Origin of the sequence: Streptomyces sp. NBC_01454 (assembly GCF_036227565.1) — a bacterium.
Classification (GTDB): domain Bacteria; phylum Actinomycetota; class Actinomycetes; order Streptomycetales; family Streptomycetaceae; genus Streptomyces.
Window position 1 is genome coordinate 4274841 of record NZ_CP109460.1, and the last position, 17518, is coordinate 4292358.

Annotated in this window: 12 protein-coding genes; 4 read left to right on the forward strand and 8 right to left on the reverse strand. The window is 68.2% G+C overall.

Features of this window, described 5'->3' with window-relative positions; genetic code table 11:
- Nucleotides 1-239: 239 nt before the first annotated feature.
- Nucleotides 240-1187 carry a Dyp-type peroxidase gene (locus OIU81_RS18915; protein ID WP_329149432.1) on the forward strand — a complete coding sequence of 316 codons (948 nt, stop codon included), beginning with the start codon at nt 240-242 and terminating at the stop codon, nt 1185-1187.
- A gap of 61 nt (nt 1188-1248) precedes the next feature.
- On the opposite strand, the gene OIU81_RS18920 is transcribed toward OIU81_RS18915, so the two are convergent.
- Entirely contained in the window at nt 1249-3417 is a 2169-nt protein-coding gene (locus OIU81_RS18920; RefSeq protein WP_329149435.1) for an SdrD B-like domain-containing protein, read from the reverse strand.
- Nucleotides 3418-4416: 999 nt separating this feature from the next.
- On the opposite strand from OIU81_RS18920, the gene OIU81_RS18925 reads away from it, so the two are divergent.
- Nucleotides 4417-4593 (forward strand): hypothetical protein, encoded by a 177-nt coding sequence (locus OIU81_RS18925; protein ID WP_329149436.1) that lies wholly within the window; start codon nt 4417-4419, stop codon nt 4591-4593.
- A 393-nt stretch (nt 4594-4986) separates the two neighbouring features.
- Here OIU81_RS18925 and OIU81_RS18930 read toward each other — a convergent pair whose 3' ends face one another.
- The 5 genes from OIU81_RS18930 to OIU81_RS18950 all read right to left on the reverse strand — a co-directional run bounded on the left by OIU81_RS18930 (nt 4987) and on the right by OIU81_RS18950 (nt 10752).
- Nucleotides 4987-6228 carry a PP2C family protein-serine/threonine phosphatase gene (locus tag OIU81_RS18930; protein ID WP_329155223.1) on the reverse strand — a complete coding sequence of 414 codons (1242 nt, stop codon included), beginning with the start codon at nt 6226-6228 and terminating at the stop codon, nt 4987-4989.
- Nucleotides 6229-6804: 576 nt separating this feature from the next.
- Nucleotides 6805-7398 (reverse strand): DUF5994 family protein, encoded by a 594-nt coding sequence (locus tag OIU81_RS18935; protein ID WP_329149437.1) that lies wholly within the window; start codon nt 7396-7398, stop codon nt 6805-6807.
- 233 nt (nt 7399-7631) lie between these two features.
- On the reverse strand, nt 7632-8054 hold the full coding sequence (locus OIU81_RS18940; RefSeq protein WP_329149439.1) for a YjbQ family protein: 423 nt from the start codon (nt 8052-8054) through the stop codon (nt 7632-7634).
- Nucleotides 8055-8283: 229 nt separating this feature from the next.
- A complete protein-coding gene (locus OIU81_RS18945) occupies nt 8284-8556 on the reverse strand; it encodes a hypothetical protein (RefSeq protein WP_329149441.1) in 273 nt (90 codons plus the stop codon).
- A gap of 1527 nt (nt 8557-10083) precedes the next feature.
- Nucleotides 10084-10752 carry a DUF4328 domain-containing protein gene (locus OIU81_RS18950; RefSeq protein ID WP_329149443.1) on the reverse strand — a complete coding sequence of 223 codons (669 nt, stop codon included), beginning with the start codon at nt 10750-10752 and terminating at the stop codon, nt 10084-10086.
- Between the two features lie 457 nt (nt 10753-11209).
- Between OIU81_RS18950 and OIU81_RS18955 the strand changes: the two genes are divergently transcribed.
- Nucleotides 11210-12364, forward strand: coding sequence for a pyridoxal phosphate-dependent aminotransferase (locus OIU81_RS18955; protein ID WP_329149444.1), 1155 nt, complete (start codon nt 11210-11212; stop codon nt 12362-12364).
- Complete coding sequence (locus OIU81_RS18960; protein WP_329149446.1) at nt 12361-13278, forward strand: AEC family transporter; 918 nt, start codon at nt 12361-12363, stop codon at nt 13276-13278. The genes OIU81_RS18955 and OIU81_RS18960 overlap by 4 nt, the downstream gene beginning before the upstream one ends.
- Nucleotides 13279-13299: 21 nt before the next feature.
- Here the strand turns inward: OIU81_RS18960 and OIU81_RS18965 are convergent, their stop codons facing one another.
- Both OIU81_RS18965 and OIU81_RS18970 read right to left on the reverse strand, forming a co-directional pair.
- Nucleotides 13300-13824, reverse strand: a complete 525-nt coding sequence (locus tag OIU81_RS18965) for a CGNR zinc finger domain-containing protein (RefSeq protein WP_329149448.1) — start codon at nt 13822-13824, stop codon at nt 13300-13302.
- Nucleotides 13825-15028: 1204 nt separating this feature from the next.
- Nucleotides 15029-16543 (reverse strand): ice-binding family protein, encoded by a 1515-nt coding sequence (locus tag OIU81_RS18970; protein ID WP_329149450.1) that lies wholly within the window; start codon nt 16541-16543, stop codon nt 15029-15031.
- Between the last annotated feature and the right edge of the window lie 975 nt (nt 16544-17518).

Sequence of the window (17518 nt, forward strand, 5' to 3'; positions counted from 1 at the left end):
CCCCTCAATACTGGCAAGATGGAGTAATGGATCAGTTACGTGGCGTACCCCGCAGGGGGCTGCTCATGGGGGGTGCGCTGGCCGCGGTGTCCTCTCTGGCGGCCTGCCAGGCCGAGGACCTTCGCCCTGAACAGAAGCCCGGTGGTGACGCTCCCCACCCACTGTCGCCGGTGAGGCCAACAGGGCCCACACAAGCGGGCGTTGACAGACCTGGCACGCCACAGGAACACCTCGGTGTCGTGGTGCTCGACCTCGCCCCGGCCCACGAGGGCGTCGAAGTGTCCAAGGCCATCGCAGACCTGGGCCGGTCCGTGCAGCGGGTAACCACGGGCAACCATCCCCGTATGGCCGGTCTGGCCCCGGGCGATGTGACCGTGACGGTCGGCATCGGGCCCCGCCTCGTCTCCGGCGCAGGGCGCAACCTGCCCGGCGCGGCACGGCTGCCTGCCTTCGCCCGCGAGGAGATCCCCGAGGCGGCCCGCCAAGGCGACGTACTGCTCCAGATCTGCGGCTCGGACCCACTGGTGGTCAGCTGCGCGGAGGCGGCCTGCACCGCGGCGCTGACCGACGCGGGGGCGCGCGTGCGCTGGTCGCAGCAGGGGTTCCGGCCCCCGGCCGGACCGCACGCCGGGCGCAATCTCCTCGGCTTTCCCGACGGCATCATCGTGCCCAAGGGGCCCGGGCAGATGCGGCGCGAGGTGTGGCTCGACGGCCCGGCGCCGGTGGCCGGCGGCACGATCGCCGTGGTGCGCCGGCTGCGCATCGGCGCCGACCGCTTCCTGGCGCAGCCCGTGCACCGTCAGGAGGAGATCATCGGCCGGCGGCGCTCCGACGGGGCGCCGCTGAGCGGTGGCCGCCCCGAGGCCGAGGTGGACCTGGGTGCCAAGACTCCCGATGGCCGCTATCTGGTACCGCCCATGGCACACGCCCGTCGTGCCAACCCGCTCACCTCCGGCAGCGGACTGATGCTGCGCCGCGGCTACAGCTACCGCAACGGACCGGACGACGCCGGTCTGGTCTTCATCAGCTTCCAACGCGAACTCCGTACGTTCGTCGCCACCCAGCAGCGGCTCGACGAGGGCGATGACTTGATGGCCTTCACCACGGCTACGGCCTCCGGCACCTTCCTGGTCCTGCCAGGCTTTGAGGACGAACGCCCCTTGGGGACAGGCATGTTGGCCGGATGACACGTGGGCGGTGCGCCCTCGAGGTGTGAGGGCGCACCGCTGCGGAACGGGTGCGTCATGCTCAGCGGGAGTAGTACATACCCGCGTCGAGGTTGTGCTTGACCGAGCCCCAGTCACCGACGCGGAACTCATCGGTCTCCGCGGTGCTGTCGGAGTTCCGGTTGAACTTCGGCTTGGAGTCGATCGTCGAGTCGCAGTTGCTGTCGTCCTCGCACGCGTTGGACCACCGCAGCTTGCTGTTCTGTGGGTTGGGCCGTCCGACGGGCACGTTGGTCAGGTCCGCGGTGCTCTTGTCGAACCGGAGCTTGTACTTGCCGTATGCGGTCAGCGCGGGCACGTGAAGCGAGCTGAAGTAGTACTCGCCCTTGGCGTCGGTCGTGGTGGTGGCGAGCGTGTCGCCGTCCTCGGACAGGAGGGTGACGGTGACGCCGGGGATGCCTGCCCATTCATCGGGGTTCTGGGTGCCGGGTTGCGGGTCGTACCAGACGCGGTTGCCGATCTGGATCGGCGGCTGGTCGCACAGGTACTCCAGGTCGCCCAGGCCGTTGGCCTTGGCGAAGCTGCCGCTGTCGGGATCATTGAGGTACTGGATGCCGTAGCCCTGGTTGTCGGCGGCGCCGCTGGTGCGGTCGTGCCAGTTCACCCCTCCGGAATTGATCGCGTGCGCGGGATCCATGTAGGTACTGGCAATCCTGCCGTCCTGTGGGTTGAGGGCCAGCGCGCCCTGTGCCCGTTCGCCGTGGCCGGCCCAGTTGTCGCCGTAGTAGAACTCGTTGGCGCCGTCGCCCGTGTTGGTCGGGCAGCCGCCGGTGCCTTCCCACACGAAGGTGCCCGCGGCGGTGCGGCACGCCTTGTTGATGTCGCCGGCCGAGGCGGTGGTCTCCAGGTTGGGATACGCGGGGTTGGGGTTGATCATTTGGAAGCCGCCCAGGTCGCCCTGACGGTCGCGGAAGCCCAGTGCCAGGTCGCCGTTGGCCTCGACGACGATGTCACTGAGCATCGGCTGCGGGCGGGCGGGGGTGCCGTTGACGGCCGCCGGGTACTGGTTCGGGTCGTCCAGCGTCCAGGGCGTCCACTTGGCGGAGATGCCCGTGGTCAGGTTTCCGCGCGCCTGGTCCAGCCTCTGGTCCAGCACCGGCGCGGTGGAGAACGTCTGTGTCGTGGGGTTGTACGTCCACACCACGGCCCGCAGGTCGTCGGCGTCCTGAGTGGACTGCGCCGAGCACACCCCGCCGACGTACACCACACCGTCGCGCACCCCGAGGCCCATCGGGCGCCAGTCGGCGGGACCGTTGCAGCCCGGGTTGGGGATGTCGATGCTCGACTCCGGCGCGCTCGCGGTCGACTGGGTCGCATCGAAGGTGGAGAGCGTGCGGTCGTACATGTTGACGACGTACAGCTCGTCGCCCTTCTCGGAGATGTCGAGGTCCCCGAGCCCCTCCTTGCCGACGGCGCCGATGAAGTCGCCGTCGTAGCGGGCGGTGTTGGTGTTGTGCTGGGTGCTGCCGGCGGTCAGGGTGGCGAAGGTGGTGGTGGCACCGCCGCCGCGCGGCGTCACGTAGATCGCGCCTGGCCCGTCCGGTCCGTAGGTGGTGGCGCGTTTGGCGTAGGCGCCCTGGAAGATGCGCCGCTCCTTCTTGTCGTACGCCAGGCCGTAGGTCGCGCCCGTGTCGCCCTTGGTGTTGAGGGTGGTGGGCCGGGGTGCACCGGCGTTGCTGTTGCCGCGCCAGTTGTCCTTGAAGGTCACCAGGCCGCGGGAGGTGTCGGGCTTGAGCATGTCCTGCTGACAGGAGGTCGTCAGGTCGGCATTGACCTGGCAGTAGTCCGCCGGGTTCCACACCCCGAACCGCACCGTCTGCGAGTGCTCGGCCACGTTGACGAAGGTGAGCGCGGTGGACAGGTCCCTGCCGCCGAAGGCGGGCTGGAGATAGTCCGGGAGGCTGCTGGTCACCAGCTCCAGCTTGAACTGTCCTTCGGTCCCCGCAGTGGGCACCTGGATGGTGCCGTTCGGACCGGTGGTGACAATGAAGCTGTTGTCGTCGGGGTCGGTGACCCGGACCTGGATCCCGGCCACCCCTGGTTCACGGGCCGCCGTGTGCCTGCCGTCGGCGTTGACGTCGCGGATGACGCTGACCGTCAGTGTGCCGGGCTCGGCGGCGAACGCCGGCGCCGGCACCAACGAGGTCAGTAGGGCCAGCGCGGCACCGAGGCCGAACCCGGCCCGTGACACGCCTTTCGTCGTTCTTCTCAAAAGAGCCCCCTGTCGCGAATGGTGAGTGGGCGGCTTCGCCGCGGAATTCCACATGCCGCCACGGGCATACGGCGATATATGACGAGTGGCTCGAACACGAATTCTTCCCGTTCCCCGGACGAGAGGCGGCTCAACGGCGAGCGGACTCGCCCCGTCGCACGGGAACTGCACACCGGGAAGACTCCGACCGGTCAGACAAGAAACGAGAGCGCCGCATTCCGTACACCGACCGATCGACCTGCTCAGCACGGCCGCGGCCGTGATACATACCAGCTCCGCATACCGTCCATGCATCAACGAGCAGAGTACTTATGGCCTGTTGACCGCCACGGAATAGGCTTCGCCGGTAATCCCGTAAATACGCGCCGTCCCTGACATGCCCATAGATTGGCGGGGGTGCCGGAGCAACGCAACCAGCCGTTGCGTATCCGGCCATTCCACATCGCCCGGGCGAAGGCGCGGCTGTACGAACTCGGGTCACTTCGAGGAGCAGAATGACGTTCCCATGGACCTGCTTCCTGGCGTGGAGTGTGGCCTTGACACCGTCGACCCCCGCAGCACAGCGGCCCCCGGCGCACGCGGAACCCGCCTTGATCATGCCGAAAACGCGCCGCGCTGCCTCGGAGTCGCCCGTGTGTGCGCCCCTCCGATCCAGCCATGGGCTCATTTAGGGTTATAGTACGGTAACAGACCGTAATTAGTCGCAAACTCCCTCCCCCAAGTGGCGTGAATTGCCACGGGGCGCGCGCACTGCACCAACGCGCCCTTGCGGCAGCCCCAGGATGCTTCCCGCCATCCCTCCAGGTGTGGGGCAGTTAGCGGGTGGGCGATGCTGCTGCTCGGCAAGTGCCCTGTCGCCGCTGGCGATTGAGGGAAGCCAGGCCCAATGGGCCGGAGCGAGGCCGTGATGGCCGAGCGTCGACAGACTGCTTCGACGCGGCGGTGAGGTGCGGCGGTGGCCTGGCGGGAGGCGCCCAAGTGGTCAGCGGCGCGCTGGGCGGCTTCGGCCTGCTGGGCGTGGCTGCGGGCGGCGTGCCGGCTGCGGCGGCGGTCTTTATCAACCCGCTGGCCGGTGCCGCGCCGACCGAGGCCAGCACCCTCGCGCCGCTGGAAGACCAGCTGCCTTCTGGTACGGATCTGGTGCGGGACGCCTGAAGTGGTCCAGGCAACAAACAAGGCCCAGGTCGCTGACCTGGGCCTCAACTATGGAGCGGGTGACGGGAATCGAACCCGCGCTCTGAGCTTGGGAATCAACAGGGCCCGGGACGATCATTCGGCGCTGACCTGGGGAAATGCTGCTTGCCTGCATCGTCCGGTGGTGTCCCGTCGTGCCCCTCGTGACCGGTGTTGACCGGGCTGCAGGGCACGGATGGGGCACGGTCGTTCGCGGCGGCTGTGGTGTCGCTCGATCTGGGCTGCGCGTAGGGCTTTTCAGGTGGTGGAGCCTGGCCGCACGGCGTCGTCGGTCATGGCCTTGACGCTGTTATGCGTGGTTCAGGGCAGATTGCGATGTGCGGTGCTCCGCGGCATGGTGGTGTGGCTGTCGGCTCACTCCAGGACGGCGAGGTGATCGGCGGCGCCCCCGCGCCACTCGATCAGGAAGAGGGTCGCATCGTCGCTGGTGCTCCCGCCCCGCTCCTGTTTCAGGGTGTGGGAGAGCGAGCGCACCACCGCCCGCACTCCCTTCTCTGTGTGCTCGATGCGGTTGACCCAGTGGATGAGTTGTTCCTCACCGAACTGCTCCTCGCCGGCTTCGTGCTCCTCGATCAGGCCGTCGGTGAAGCACAGCACCCGGTCGCCGCGTTGGAGCAACTGCTCGCTGATCTGGGGCTCTTCACCACCGAAGCCGACCGGCAAGGTGGTCGGGCTCTCCAGCTGCCGGACAACCTGGCCGTTGCGGATCAGCAGCGGTGCGGGGTGGCCCGCGTTGACCCACTGCAGGTGGCCCGTTGTGATGTTGAGGCGCATCATCTGCGCGGTGACGAAGTGGTCGGGCCCGAATTGCTCGGCGATGGCCCGGTCCATGAACGCGTAGATCTCGGACAGGCCGACTTCGGCGCGTCTGGCGTGCCGGTAGGCGCCGATGGCGACGGTCGCCATGGTGGCGGCATCAAGGCCGTGGCCCATCGCATCGACCATGGACACGTGCAGGATGTCCTCGTTGAGGGCGTAGTCGAAGCTGTCGCCGGCGACGTTGTAGGCGGGCTCCAGGATTCCCGCCACCGCGACCTGCGGGACGGACATCGCCAGCGGCGGTAGCAGGGACCACTGGATCTCCGCGGCCAAGCTCATCGGTTCGCGGCGCCGGGCGAGGAAGAACTGGTCGGTGTAGCTGTGCTTGGTGACCAGCATGTCGGCGACGAGGCCGGCGAGCCTGCGCAACAAGCGCCGGTCATCGTCATCGACGGTGTTCAGGGTGAGGGCCAGCACGCCCACCTGGTCGCTGCCGTCCAGCAACGGCAGATACATCCGAACGCCGTCGTCCTGCGGTACCTCGACAGGGGCCCCGTACAGGAAGGCCGCGCCCGCGTGCGAGTCACCGATCAGCTCGGGCCGGCCGACGATCAGCCCCCTGCCTGGCAGGGGCGCCAGCAGCAGCTGCGCATAGTCCTGGAGGAGGATCGAGACGTGACGGCCGCCGACCGTGGCCACCTCTTCCGCGATCAGCGGGGCGATCAACTGCGGCGGCATCTCGTGCGCCCGATCCAGCAGCACTCCCAGCAGTCGCTCGCCGAACCCTTCCGAGCGGTCCACTGCGCCCTTGCCCGCCTGCTGCTCACCTGCCGCCATACCCATGCCCTTTCACCAGCAGCCTCATTGCGACTTCACCCGTCGGGCCGGCCGTCTCCAATGGGTCAGTCACCGGGAGGCCTGGCGTTCGACTTCGGTGGCTTGGCTCCGGTAGCACTGTGTGCGGGTCTCGATGAGGCGAGGGGAAGGTGAGCCGGTCCGCGAATGACTGAGCGCAGACGGGAAGCAACGAGGCCCTGCCGCACTCCACGGTCGGAGTGTTCGAGTCCGCTGCGGCCCTTCGGCTCCTCCCGCTCGGTGAGGATCTGGAGCACAAGTTCACGCCCTGCTCGGCGGCCGCCGGCCGCGCAAGGACCCACCGGCAGGCCCCCCTCATGCGACTGTGCACACGGGCTCCTGAAACCACCGTGATCGACTCGCACAGCGTGACCCAGCCAACCGGGCCAAAGGGCTCATTGAGCCAGTGGCGGCGTGTCAGACTCCTTCAGGGCACCTGGCTGAACGGCATGCGGTGGAAAGATCCGGAGAAGAGAAAGCCCCAGGCTGTTGGTCCGGGGTTTTCCTCCGGAGCGGGCTGCAGGATCGACGTCACACTCGCGATGACTGACACGATACTCAGATACCTTTCGTCGCCTCTGGTACCTGAGCAATGACTGCTTGGGCGGGGGAACGTGAGGTCGGCAGCCTTGCGCCATGGCCACCTTCGGAGTCCCAGACCGAAACCAGGGACAGTTCCATCTCCTCCGCGAGCCGGCGTTGCTCCGCTTCGTCCATCAGGGCGCTCGCGGTGAGGGCGCCCAGCGGATCGGCGGCCTCGGCCATGAGCCGGGCGGCCGTGGCGGGGCTGGTCTCCGGCGGGATCACCAGGAGGTCCCAGCGGCCGACGGTGTAGGAGAGCAGCAGCAGCTTGTGGGGATCTTGCTCGGCCTTGAACCAGCCGACACCCACCACATGCCCGTCGACGGGCACCTTCCGTGGGATGACCGGCCAGAACGTGGGGTTCACCGTGACGTGGGTGATCCGCCCCCACAGCGGGTCGAGGACGGCCATCAGTGCGGGCAGTTCCGTCGTGAGGTCACGGGAGCGGGGCCACCACGCACCGTCCAGCAGAGCTGGAGCTGTACCGGCCGGCGCCAGCATGAGTCGGAGGGGCAGCGAAGCGGCGGTCCGGTCTTCGACCGCAGGCGGACACCGAATGGTCGTGGTCATGACGCGGACCCTGCCCCGGGCCGACCGCAACCGGCCCGGTGTCGTGAATCGCCGAAAACGACACGAGCATGGAAGCTGGTGTACGGAGTGCCCTCGGTAGCTTCAGCCTACTCCCGTTAGGGCCCGCCGGACCGATCCGGAGCGACGGAGCGAACGGCACAGGAGATCTTGGGGTGGCCGGCCGGAGAATCGCCTCGTCAAAGGGAACGAAGACCAGGTGCAGGGGCGGGTGGTCAGCTGAGGAATGACAGCCGGACTTGGCGTTCCGGGCTGACCCGGTCGGTGCTCACCAGCACGACGGACTGCGAGGCCCCCAGTTCAAGCTCACCGTCGACCACGGGCAACGTGGCGTGTGGTGGGACCAGAGCCGGGAGCATGGGGGCGCTGCTGAGGCCAGGACTGCCGGGGCGGTCTTGCGAGCGGTCGTCCGCGGAAAAGATGTCGCGGAGGGCCGCCAGAAGGTCATCGTCGCTGCCCGCGCCGGTCTCGATGATGGCCAGGCCGGACGTCGCGTGGCGGGTGAAGATGTTCAGCAGTCCGTTTCGCCCGTGAGCAGCCTCCCGGAGGAACGCGGAGCATGCGTTCGTCAGGTCGTGCAGGGTCTCAGTGGAGCCGGTTGTGATGTTGATCGTGCGGGTTGTGAAGGTGCCAGCCATGGTTAACCGGTACCCCTCGCACAGCCCGAGCACTGACGGCCGGATGGGTTGATCCTCCGAAACTCCGCCGGTAAGGGCACGCGCTCCCGTCCACTGGACAGATTCCTCGTGCCGTCTCATCCGGGTCCCGCAAGTGAGATCGGGACCGTGACTTCCTCGTCCGCCCGCATCCCTTGGTTTTACAGACGATGTGGCAGTCGAACGGTCCGGACGGCGCCTGAGCATTGCGTCACCCGTGCTTTTCTTCTTCAGCCTCCATGCGTCGAATGCCTTGGTGCGTCAGCGTGACCATGTCCGGCGTATTGCCCGAGGCCCAGTCGACCGTGATCAAGCCCTCGCCCATCAGATAGGCGCAGGCGGCCGCCAGATCCTCTTCGGAGATCGCGAATTCCTGGAGCAGCTTCGCTCCGGTGACACCCAGAAGGCGGTTGCCTTCAGTGGCCTCGTACAGCGCCTGCATGATCTTTTCGCGGTACGCATTCCGGTCGGCTAGTGATGCCATGACTGCCACCTTTGGGGAAATTGCGCCATGCTGATCGCGGCCGAGGGGGCCGGGACGCCTGGTCGAGGAGCCGACTCGGTCGCAGCTGCGTATCTGAGGCCCGGCTTCCTCAGACCTCGTCCATCGGTCTCATGCCGGCCTCTCTGTCAGGCGAGGTGCCCAGGGGGCGAGGCGAAAGCTCACATCTACCGCCGCCAGTCATGGATCGTTGGCCTCCTCACCGCCCTCATCGTGCTGTCCGCGGCGAGTTGCCGACGGACGGCGGGATGATCCGGCCGTGCCCGATGTATTCACCGTACTCCGGGCGACGGACCACCGAACCCACACGAGACCAGGCGCCCGCGGAGGCGGCCCGTGCCCTCATCGCCCTCGGCGATCGGAGCGTGCGAAGAGGTCCTTCAGCACTGCGGGGGTGTCGGCGATCCCGTTGGCCTCTCTGCGCCACTTGGGTACATCACCGCTGCCGAGGCCGACCACGGCCCGCCGCGTCGGACCGCGCGCCGACGGCACGGATGACCACGCCGGGGCCGTGAGCACGTCGCTGGGCTCGGCGATGATCACATAGCTGACCTCGGCATCACCGGCCGGCAACCGGCCGTACCGGCACTGAGGGCGGCGGGGAGCCGGGCGGCAGCCGGGCTGGAACTCGGCCGCCCTCGCTCATGGTTTTCCGGCCGCGCGGTCTCGTGGTCTTCCAGCGCCGGGGCCGGGTACTGAGGAACGGGCGGGCGCGACACGGTGCCGTACTGGGCCGAGCCGCAGCGAACACAGGCCGCCGGGTAATCGGCGGCCCCAAGTCCCATGCCGGGCAAGAGAGATCGCGCTGCCCACCTTCGAGCACGCTGATCCAGCCCGCGATCCGGCATGGCTCGCGCCGCCTGGTTCGCGACCATCCATCCCTTTGTGCCGCGAACCCGCGACGCCGGCGATTCCGCTACGCGGCAGACGGAGTAGCGGCTTTGCCGTACCGGTCCCCGCTGGTTGGGCACGGCAGCGCGGCTGTGGGGCGCCCAAGCCGCTTCGCGCTCGCACACAAGTCCCACTTGCCGGAGGCGTGCCGCAGGGCACAGATGCCACACCTCGTGGTGTGAGACGGCGATGCGCCAGATTCTGACTGGAGGGCTTGTGGTGCTCAATTCGGTCCGGTAATCGGCGCGTTATGGCACGCGACCCCGAAATGGTCTGGGCAACAATCAAGCCCCAGGTCAGCGACCTGGGGCTTTCCGGTGGAGCGGGTGACGGGAATCGAACCCGCGCTCTGAGCTTGGGAATCAACGGGACCAGTGAGCTCGATTCGGCCCGTGACCAGGGGAAACGCCGCTCTACCTGACTGTTCGGTGGTGCACTGACGTACTGTTCTCGACCGTTGTTGACCGTGCTGGAGGGCACGGTTGGGGCACGAGCCTGGTCAGTGCAGCCTCAGCGCTGCTCTTGGGCCTGGCTGGGCGCGATGGTGACGCGTCTCCTATGAGGTGGGAGAAGTGGCATTGCCATCGCAAGGTATCTGCCCCTGAAGGCTGACCGCGTTCACGTCCCCGGCTCGACGTGCACTGCTGGTTCGGCGCCGCGCCGCGGGTGCTGGTGTATGTGGTTCTGCTGTACCGCGGTGAGGGCGCGGACGACGAGGATGGCGGCCACGGCCGCGCCGATGACGGCCGCGTCGGTCACCAGCAGCAGGGGCGTGTCCGTGTAGGCGCGGGCGATGACGGTGTTCGTGGTGCCGGCGTACAGGCCCGCCCCGCCCAGGAAACCGACCAGCCACAGGCCCCACCACCAGTTCACGGCGTGCGGCAAGCGCTTATCGGGCGCGCTGGCGCGGTGGATGTCCGCGATGATCCCGCGGGGGATCCACAGGCTGGCGATGGGGACGATCCAGCCGGCGTGGACCCATGGCCCGGCGTAGCGCGGGCGCTGTCCCGAGAGTGTGCCCGCGTTGTCCCGCACGCGCCAAAGCCAGAGCAGGAAGGCGACCGCGCACAGCACTATGGCCGCGTCTCCCAGGTTGATGACGAGGTGGTGGTAGTGGTTCTCGCCCTGGTCCAGCGGTCCGGATGGCGGCTGTCCGGCCACGGTGAGCCGGATCTGCCACACGGCCCGGGCCGCCCAGGCCGCGCCGGCGAGGACGAGGGTGGCGACGGCGCAGCCGGCCGCTCCCCGGACCGGGCGCAGGGCGGGCGGTGCTATGTGATCGTTCACGCGATCGTCCTTTACTGCGGGTCTCTTACGGGAGGTCGCGCCGGCCGTACATGGCATCGACGACCTCGCCTCACCGCCGACGAGCTTCGGGCGTCGAGGGGCGAGGAGTCCAGGGTGTCTGAGGGCTTGAGGAGCAGCTGACCTCGGCCGTGGCGCACCGTCGCGCCGGGGCCCGAACGGGCCCTCCGGCTACGGTACGGAACCGCTTCTGCCACAGGGTGACCTGCGTGGTCAGTATTCCGTCGGGCCGCCGCAGTGGCGTCGGGGAGTCCGGCCTGCTGAGTCCTCTCGCAGGATCCCTGTAATGGTTGTCATGCCTTGGGGTATTACATCAGCCTGTCGGTATGCGCTCTTCGACGCCCAGTGCCCCGGGCACTGACTCTTCCCACACCCACCAGCGAGACAGAACGGCCACCGGTTCCACGGAGGTTCCGTTCGCCTTGGGGAGGGCTGACCGGTGACCGGCTGCCCGGTGACTCCCTCCGGCTCACCCATCCTGGAGATGGCCCGCCGCGCGGCCGAGTATCGCGCGGAAGGCCGTCGGATCATCGACCTCACGCTCGGCGAGCCCGACTTCGCCCCGCCTGCGCACGCGGTTCATGCCGCCCAGGAAGCCGCTGCCCGCCCGTTGGGCTACGCCCCCGCCAACGGGATACCGGAACTGCGCCGTGCCGCACGGCGCGCAGTGGAACGGGACCGCGCCCTGAGTTACACGGATGCCGAGGTGGCCGTGGGATGCGGTGCCAAGCAGGTCATCTTCAACGCGTTCTTCGCCACCCTGGGCCCGGGCGACGAGGTGATCATCCCGGCGCCCTACTGGGCAAGTTACCCGGACCTGGTGCGCCTGTGCGGCGCCGTGCCCGTGATCGTTCCCTGCTCGGCCGACTCGGGGTTCAGACTCGCTCCCGACGCCCTGGAAGCGGCCCTGACCGCGCGCACGCGCTGGGTCGTGCTCAACGCTCCCGGAAACCCCTCGGGCGCCACCTACAGCCATGACACCCTGACCGGTCTCGCCGAGGTCCTGCGACGGCACCCCTCGGCGATGATCCTCTCGGACGAGATCTACGCCCACATCGGCTACGCCGAGGGCGAGTACTTCAGCGTCGCGCAGGTCGCGCCTGACCTGCGCGAGCGGATCCTGCTCGTGGACGGCGTCTCCAAGGCGTACGCGATGACCGGCTGGCGGGTCGGCTGGGGGTTCGGGCCGGCCGAACTTGTCCGTCGTATCACCGCCGTACAGACACAGAACTGCACGCAGACGGCGACCGTTAGCCAGATCGCCGCGGCCGCCGCCCTGGAGGGGCCTCAGGGGATTCTGGCGGAACGATGTGGAACATACCGTCGACGGCGCGATGCGGCGCTGGCGATTCTGCGGCAGAGCCGGCACCTGGACATGGTCGAACCAGACGGTGCGTTCTACCTCTTGCCGCGCCTTGCGAGCGGCGACGACCTCGCAGCAGCGGACACCCTCCTCGAAGCGGGATGCGCGACCGTCCCGGGCAGCGCCTTCGGCGCGCCAGGCCACCTGCGGCTCTCCTTCGCCACCGACCTCGCCACCCTGGAAGAGGGCTGCCGCATCATCGTCGCCACGCTGGACGGGATTCCGGCGTGATCGCGCTGACCGTCAAGGCGCTGATTCCGGTCGTCCTGCTGATCGCGCTGGGCTACGCGCTCAAGCGATCGATGATCACCGCCGAGCGTTTCTGGTCCGAAGCCGAGCGCCTGAGCTATCACGTGCTGCTCCCGGCTCTGTTCCTGCACAGCCTGGCGACGGCCGACACCGACGATCTGCCGGTAGCGGCCCTGGCAGGCACTCTGGTCGCCTCCACGGTGATCGTCGCCGTGCTGGTCATCGCCTTCAGGCCCATGATGCGACTGAAGGACGACGGCTTCACCTCCGTCTTCCAGGGCAGCGTCAGGTTCAACAACTACATCGGCGTGACGATCGCTGCCGGTCTGTACGGCACCCAGGGCGTCGCCACCGCCGCGGTCTGCAACGCGGTGATCGTGCCCACGGTCAACGTCTTGTGCGTGCTGGTCTTCGCACGGTTCGGGAGCGCACGCCTGCGCCTTACGGGCATCGTCAAACAGCTCGTGACCAACCCGCTCATCCTCGCCTGTGCGGGAGGCATCCTCCTTCAGGCACTCGATCTGCGCCTGCCGCCGGGCATCGAGCCGGCGCTTCAGGCACTCGGAGCCGCCTCGATGCCGCTGGGGCTGCTGTGCATCGGCGCCGCGCTGCGCTTCGGTGCGGCACGCTCGTGGGCGGCACCGATCCTCACGTCGTCGTCCGTCAAGTTCGCCCTCATGCCCGCCGTGACCTTCCTGGCGGCTCAGATGGTCGGCCTGGGCTCCCACGCGCTGATCATCGCCGTGCTCTTCCAGGCTCTGCCCACGGCATCGTCCTCGTACATCATGGCGAGACAACTCGGCGGCGACGCGCCGCTGATGGCCGGCATCACCGCGACGCAGACACTTCTGGGCATCGCCGCCGTCCCGTTCGTCCTGGCACTGGTCTCGGCATAGCACCTGCGCCAGGGCGGAACGCTAGCGCCGCGTCATGCGGTGGCGGCGGACCGCATCGGTGTTGGCGCAGCGCGCGCAGCAGTAGGCGCGGCGACCGTTGCGGCTGGTGTCGACGAAGGCAGTCCGGCAGGGGTCCAGCGCGCAGACGCCCAGCCGTTCCCCCTCGGCCTCCATGGTGAAGATGGCCAGAGCTCCCGCGGTCACGGCCTTCACGCGGCTTTGGACGTCCTGGGCGTCCGGTGCGAAGTGCAGATGCGGCCGCAAGTCGTCGTGCGTGGTCAGGTACACGCTTCCCGCGCCGTCCGCAAGCAGAGCGTTGATCCTCTCGCACCGTTCGCCCTGCGAGGCAGCCTCGAAAACGGGCCGCAAAAGCCGCGACCACGCCCTGATCTCCTCACCGGCCGAGCCGGTGACACGCGAACGCCGGATCGCATGCTCCTGCAACGCCCGTTCCAGAGCCTCAGCCCCCCAGGAACCACTCGACTCAAGATTCACCAGCGACACAGCAAGGCGAACCCCGACCATGTTGTCATGCTCAAACTTCACTCAACCATTGCACCACAGGTCGGGCCCGGAGCGGTGGTCCAGCTGTCCAGGGCACCAGGCGGCCCGACCGAGGCCGCCCCACCCACTTGACGCGTTGGTGGCGCAAGCCATAGGAGTCCCGTCTCGGGTGCCGTCCACCGTGTGACCCCTGAGGTGTCGTGCGCCACCTCTCTGTGCAATCCATAGAGGGAAGTTGGGACACGCCAAGGGCACGCCCGCACCGGAAGGTCTATACAACAAACAAGGCCCAGGTCCCCGACCTGGGCCTCAACTATGGAGCGGGTGACGGGAATCGAACCCGCGCTCTGAGCTTGGGAATCAATGGGGCGTGTACGCGCCATTGTGGATCTGACCTGCTTAAACGTGGGCTGTGGTGCAGAGTGAAGAGGGTCGGTGGGGACCCGTATTGACCGTGATTTACCGCTCGTTGGGGCATGCGGAGGGCACGGGCCTCGTCGGGAGGCAACTGCTTGCCGTCAAGATTCCCTTGCGGGCAGGTGGAAGAGAGGGGCATGTGGATACCGGCGGCGGCATTGCTGGTGCAAGTGTGCAGGGCCAGCGTGCTCACCACCCCGCTTAAAGGTTCGCCGGGGTTGCCTCAGGCAGCGTCGGGCGATCCCGGCGGGCATGGCTCACAGCGCCCGATATTCACCTTGCAGGACCGAGGCGGCCTGTCTCGAACGAGTCGAAGTTCTCGACGTGGCAGCTAGGGCGAAGACGGTTGCCGGGGCCGCGAGCACGGGCCCTCGTCCTCCCGGGTGATCTTGAGTGTGCTGACCCCGCGCCGCTGGACTGCTGATTCAGGGCAGCCGCGGGAGCTGGAACCATGGAGGGCCCTGGCAGCTCCACGCGGGGCCTTGGGGCTGTGAGAGCCGCTCGGATGTCCGGGGCCGATGCCGGAGGAAACACCGGCCCCGGTCCTCACCGGTGAGCCGTCCACGTACCACCGGCACCGGGGGGGCTGTCCGCTTCCCCGTCTCCGTCCTGCCAACGGGCGTGGTGCCGAATGGCTCACCGGTAAGTTCGAGCCGGGCTGTCCCCCGTCCTTCCACGACGGGGGACAGCCCTTGAGGGACACCCACTTGAGGGGCCGGACGCCTACCGGAGGGCCTTCAGGTCAGGGGCTGCACTGCGTGACCAGTTCTGTGCGCGAGTACCGCAGCAGGACCCGTCACGCTTCCCCGACCGATCGGGCACAGGCCGGTCACGCCGGCGGGAAGCAGGGCACCAGGGAGCCGGTCGCCTGGACCGTGACGCCGCCGACGGTGGCGACCGCCGTGTAGCTGCTGGCGCTGATCTGGAGGATGGACAGGCCGGCGTTGAGGGTGGCGACACCGCTGGCGTTGGTCACCGCGGTGCCCACCGGCAGGCCGGAGACGAAGAAGGTGACCGGGACTCCCGCTTGCGCCGGCGTGAGGGTGGCCGTCAACGTCGCGGTGAACAGGCTCGGGAACGGGAAGGGCAGGTTGACCCGCCAGCAGGCGGGCGACGCACTCAGCGGGCTCGTCTTCGGAGTGACGGTGATGGGGAGGGGCGCGGAGACGACGCCGGTGCACGCGCATCCGGTGCCTGACGCGGTGACAGTGGCGGTGACCGTGGCGGGCCCGGCGGTGTTGAAGGTCAGCGAGCCCGTGGCGACACCCGCCACATTGGTGGTGACGGTTACCGGGGCCGCGCCACCGTTGAAGGTCACCGAGGCACCCGAGACCGGCAGGCCGTTGCAGGTCACCACGGCGGTCACGGGGGTCGGCTGGCCGACGACCACCGGCCCGGCCACCGGCTGGACCACCACCAGGCAGGACGGCTGCGGAGTGACGGTGATGGGGAGGGGCGCGGAGACGACGCCGGTGCACGCGCATCCGGTGCCTGACGCGGTGACGGTGGCGGTGACCGTGGCGGGCCCGGCGGTGTTGAAGGTCAGCGTTCCGGTGGCGATACCGGCCGCGTTGGTGGTGGCGGGCACCGGGGCCGCGCCACCGTTGAAGGTCACCGAGGCACCCGAGACCGGCAGGCCGTTGCAGGTCACCACGGCGGTCACGGGGGTCGGCTGGCCGACGACCACCGGCCCGGCCACCGGCTGGACCACCACCGAGCAGGTAGACAGGGCCGGGACGGTGACCGTGTTTGTGTCCAGCGTGACGGCGGCGCCGAGAGCCAGCAACCGGCCGTCCACGATGGCTCCCGTGGTGGCGGTGATCGAGGTGAAGGCGAGGATGCTGCCCCTCAGGGTGGAGCCGGCGCCGAGCGTCGCGGAGCTGCCGACCTGCCAGAAGACGTTGGCGGACTTCGCTTGGTTGATGAGGTTGACGTTGCCGGTGGCTCCCGAGATGAGCGTGGTGTTCGTCTTGAAGATGAAGACCGCGTTGGGGTTACCCTGCGCGTCCAAGGTCAATGTCCCGTTGAGGCCGAACGTGCCGGAGGCGGAGTTGTACACGCCGGGGGTCAGGGTGGTCCCGCCGAGTTCCGTCGCGACAGTGGCCGTGACCGGCTGTACCAGCGCGTTGGCGTACCCGGTCAGCAGGTCGGCCTGGGCCGTCGCCGCGGCAGCGTCGTTCACGTGGATGGTTCCGGTGACCGTTCCAGGAGGGAACCCGGTCACCGCGCCGGCGGGGCTCACTCCGAGGTCGCCGGAGACCACGGTGAGGCCGGTGTTGGTGATCGCCGTGTTGGCGAGCACCCCGTAGGTGCCGGCGGTACCCAGAGGTACAAGTGTTGCCATCGTGGATTTCCTTTCCTGAGGCTTCCGGGGCAGCCCTGATGCCGCCCTGGAACTGTGGGAGATCGGCGCGCTTGCACCGCTTGCGACCGGCGCCTTGGGCACGGGGTGAGCTGGTGCCATGTGCTGCGCGCCGGATGAACATGAAGGCTTCGACCGAGCGTGGTGTGCGCACTCGCCACAGCTGCCTGAGCGCACTCAGCCGTCGGCGCTCGTACCGCGTGCTCCTGGTGGCGCCGCACCGGAGGTCGCCTGATGCCGGATCGTCGCCTGTGCCGGACGCCGAGGGTGTCCGGCATCCAGGACTGAGAGAGAACTGGGGGAGCCTGGAAACGGCGGAGTTGTCGCCCGAGTCGGTCAGTTGGGCGTGCTAGCGGTCGGTGGAGCCCAGTTGGAGATGGGATCCGCCAATTCCGGTACGGTCGTATTCAGCGGACTCGGCAGCGTGAGTTGATTTCCACTCACCACGACTTACGGCAGTTGATGCCTTTTCGGCTGAAAACCCTTGCCCATGTTGAGCCCTCGCGATCTAGGTCTGTATGGATCTAGTTCAGGGCTCCTCAAAGACTGACCTGGAGTCAGCCAACAGCTGGGAGGGGCAACTGACCAGCCGTCCAAGGAGCGCCCATCAGGCAATGCCGCTGGCCCCTACCGGCCAACCGGCAAAACATGAGTCCCGCGAGGGATGGGCGACCTTCGGACTCACTATTGCTATTTAAGGCGTCACCGGCGGGCCCCGAACAGAGGGAGGACTCAAATGTCGCTCGAATGGCGCAACGCTTACCCAGGGCCGCTGCTGCCACGGACCATGCGTGGACATCACGCCTTGACGGCGGAGCAAACTCACGGCCAACACAAACAAGCGGCCTGGAACTGCTCGTGCGGACCCCCTGGGGGCGGCAGTGGCTTGCCGGTCACCGGGTCGTTGCTCCGGTCGTGAGGGATGAGCCTGAGATCTGTGATGATGCGTGGGCGGTG

Coding starts and splice junctions, on each gene's coding strand:
- OIU81_RS18940 (WP_329149439.1), bottom strand. CDS start 8,054: ATGGCTGGCACCTTCACAACCCGCACGATCAACATCACAACCGGCTCC.
- OIU81_RS18945 (WP_329149441.1), bottom strand. CDS start 8,556: ATGGCATCACTAGCCGACCGGAATGCGTACCGCGAAAAGATCATGCAG.
- OIU81_RS18935 (WP_329149437.1), bottom strand. CDS start 7,398: ATGACCACGACCATTCGGTGTCCGCCTGCGGTCGAAGACCGGACCGCC.
- OIU81_RS18930 (WP_329155223.1), bottom strand. CDS start 6,228: ATGGCGGCAGGTGAGCAGCAGGCGGGCAAGGGCGCAGTGGACCGCTCG.
- OIU81_RS18970 (WP_329149450.1), bottom strand. CDS start 16,543: ATGGCAACACTTGTACCTCTGGGTACCGCCGGCACCTACGGGGTGCTC.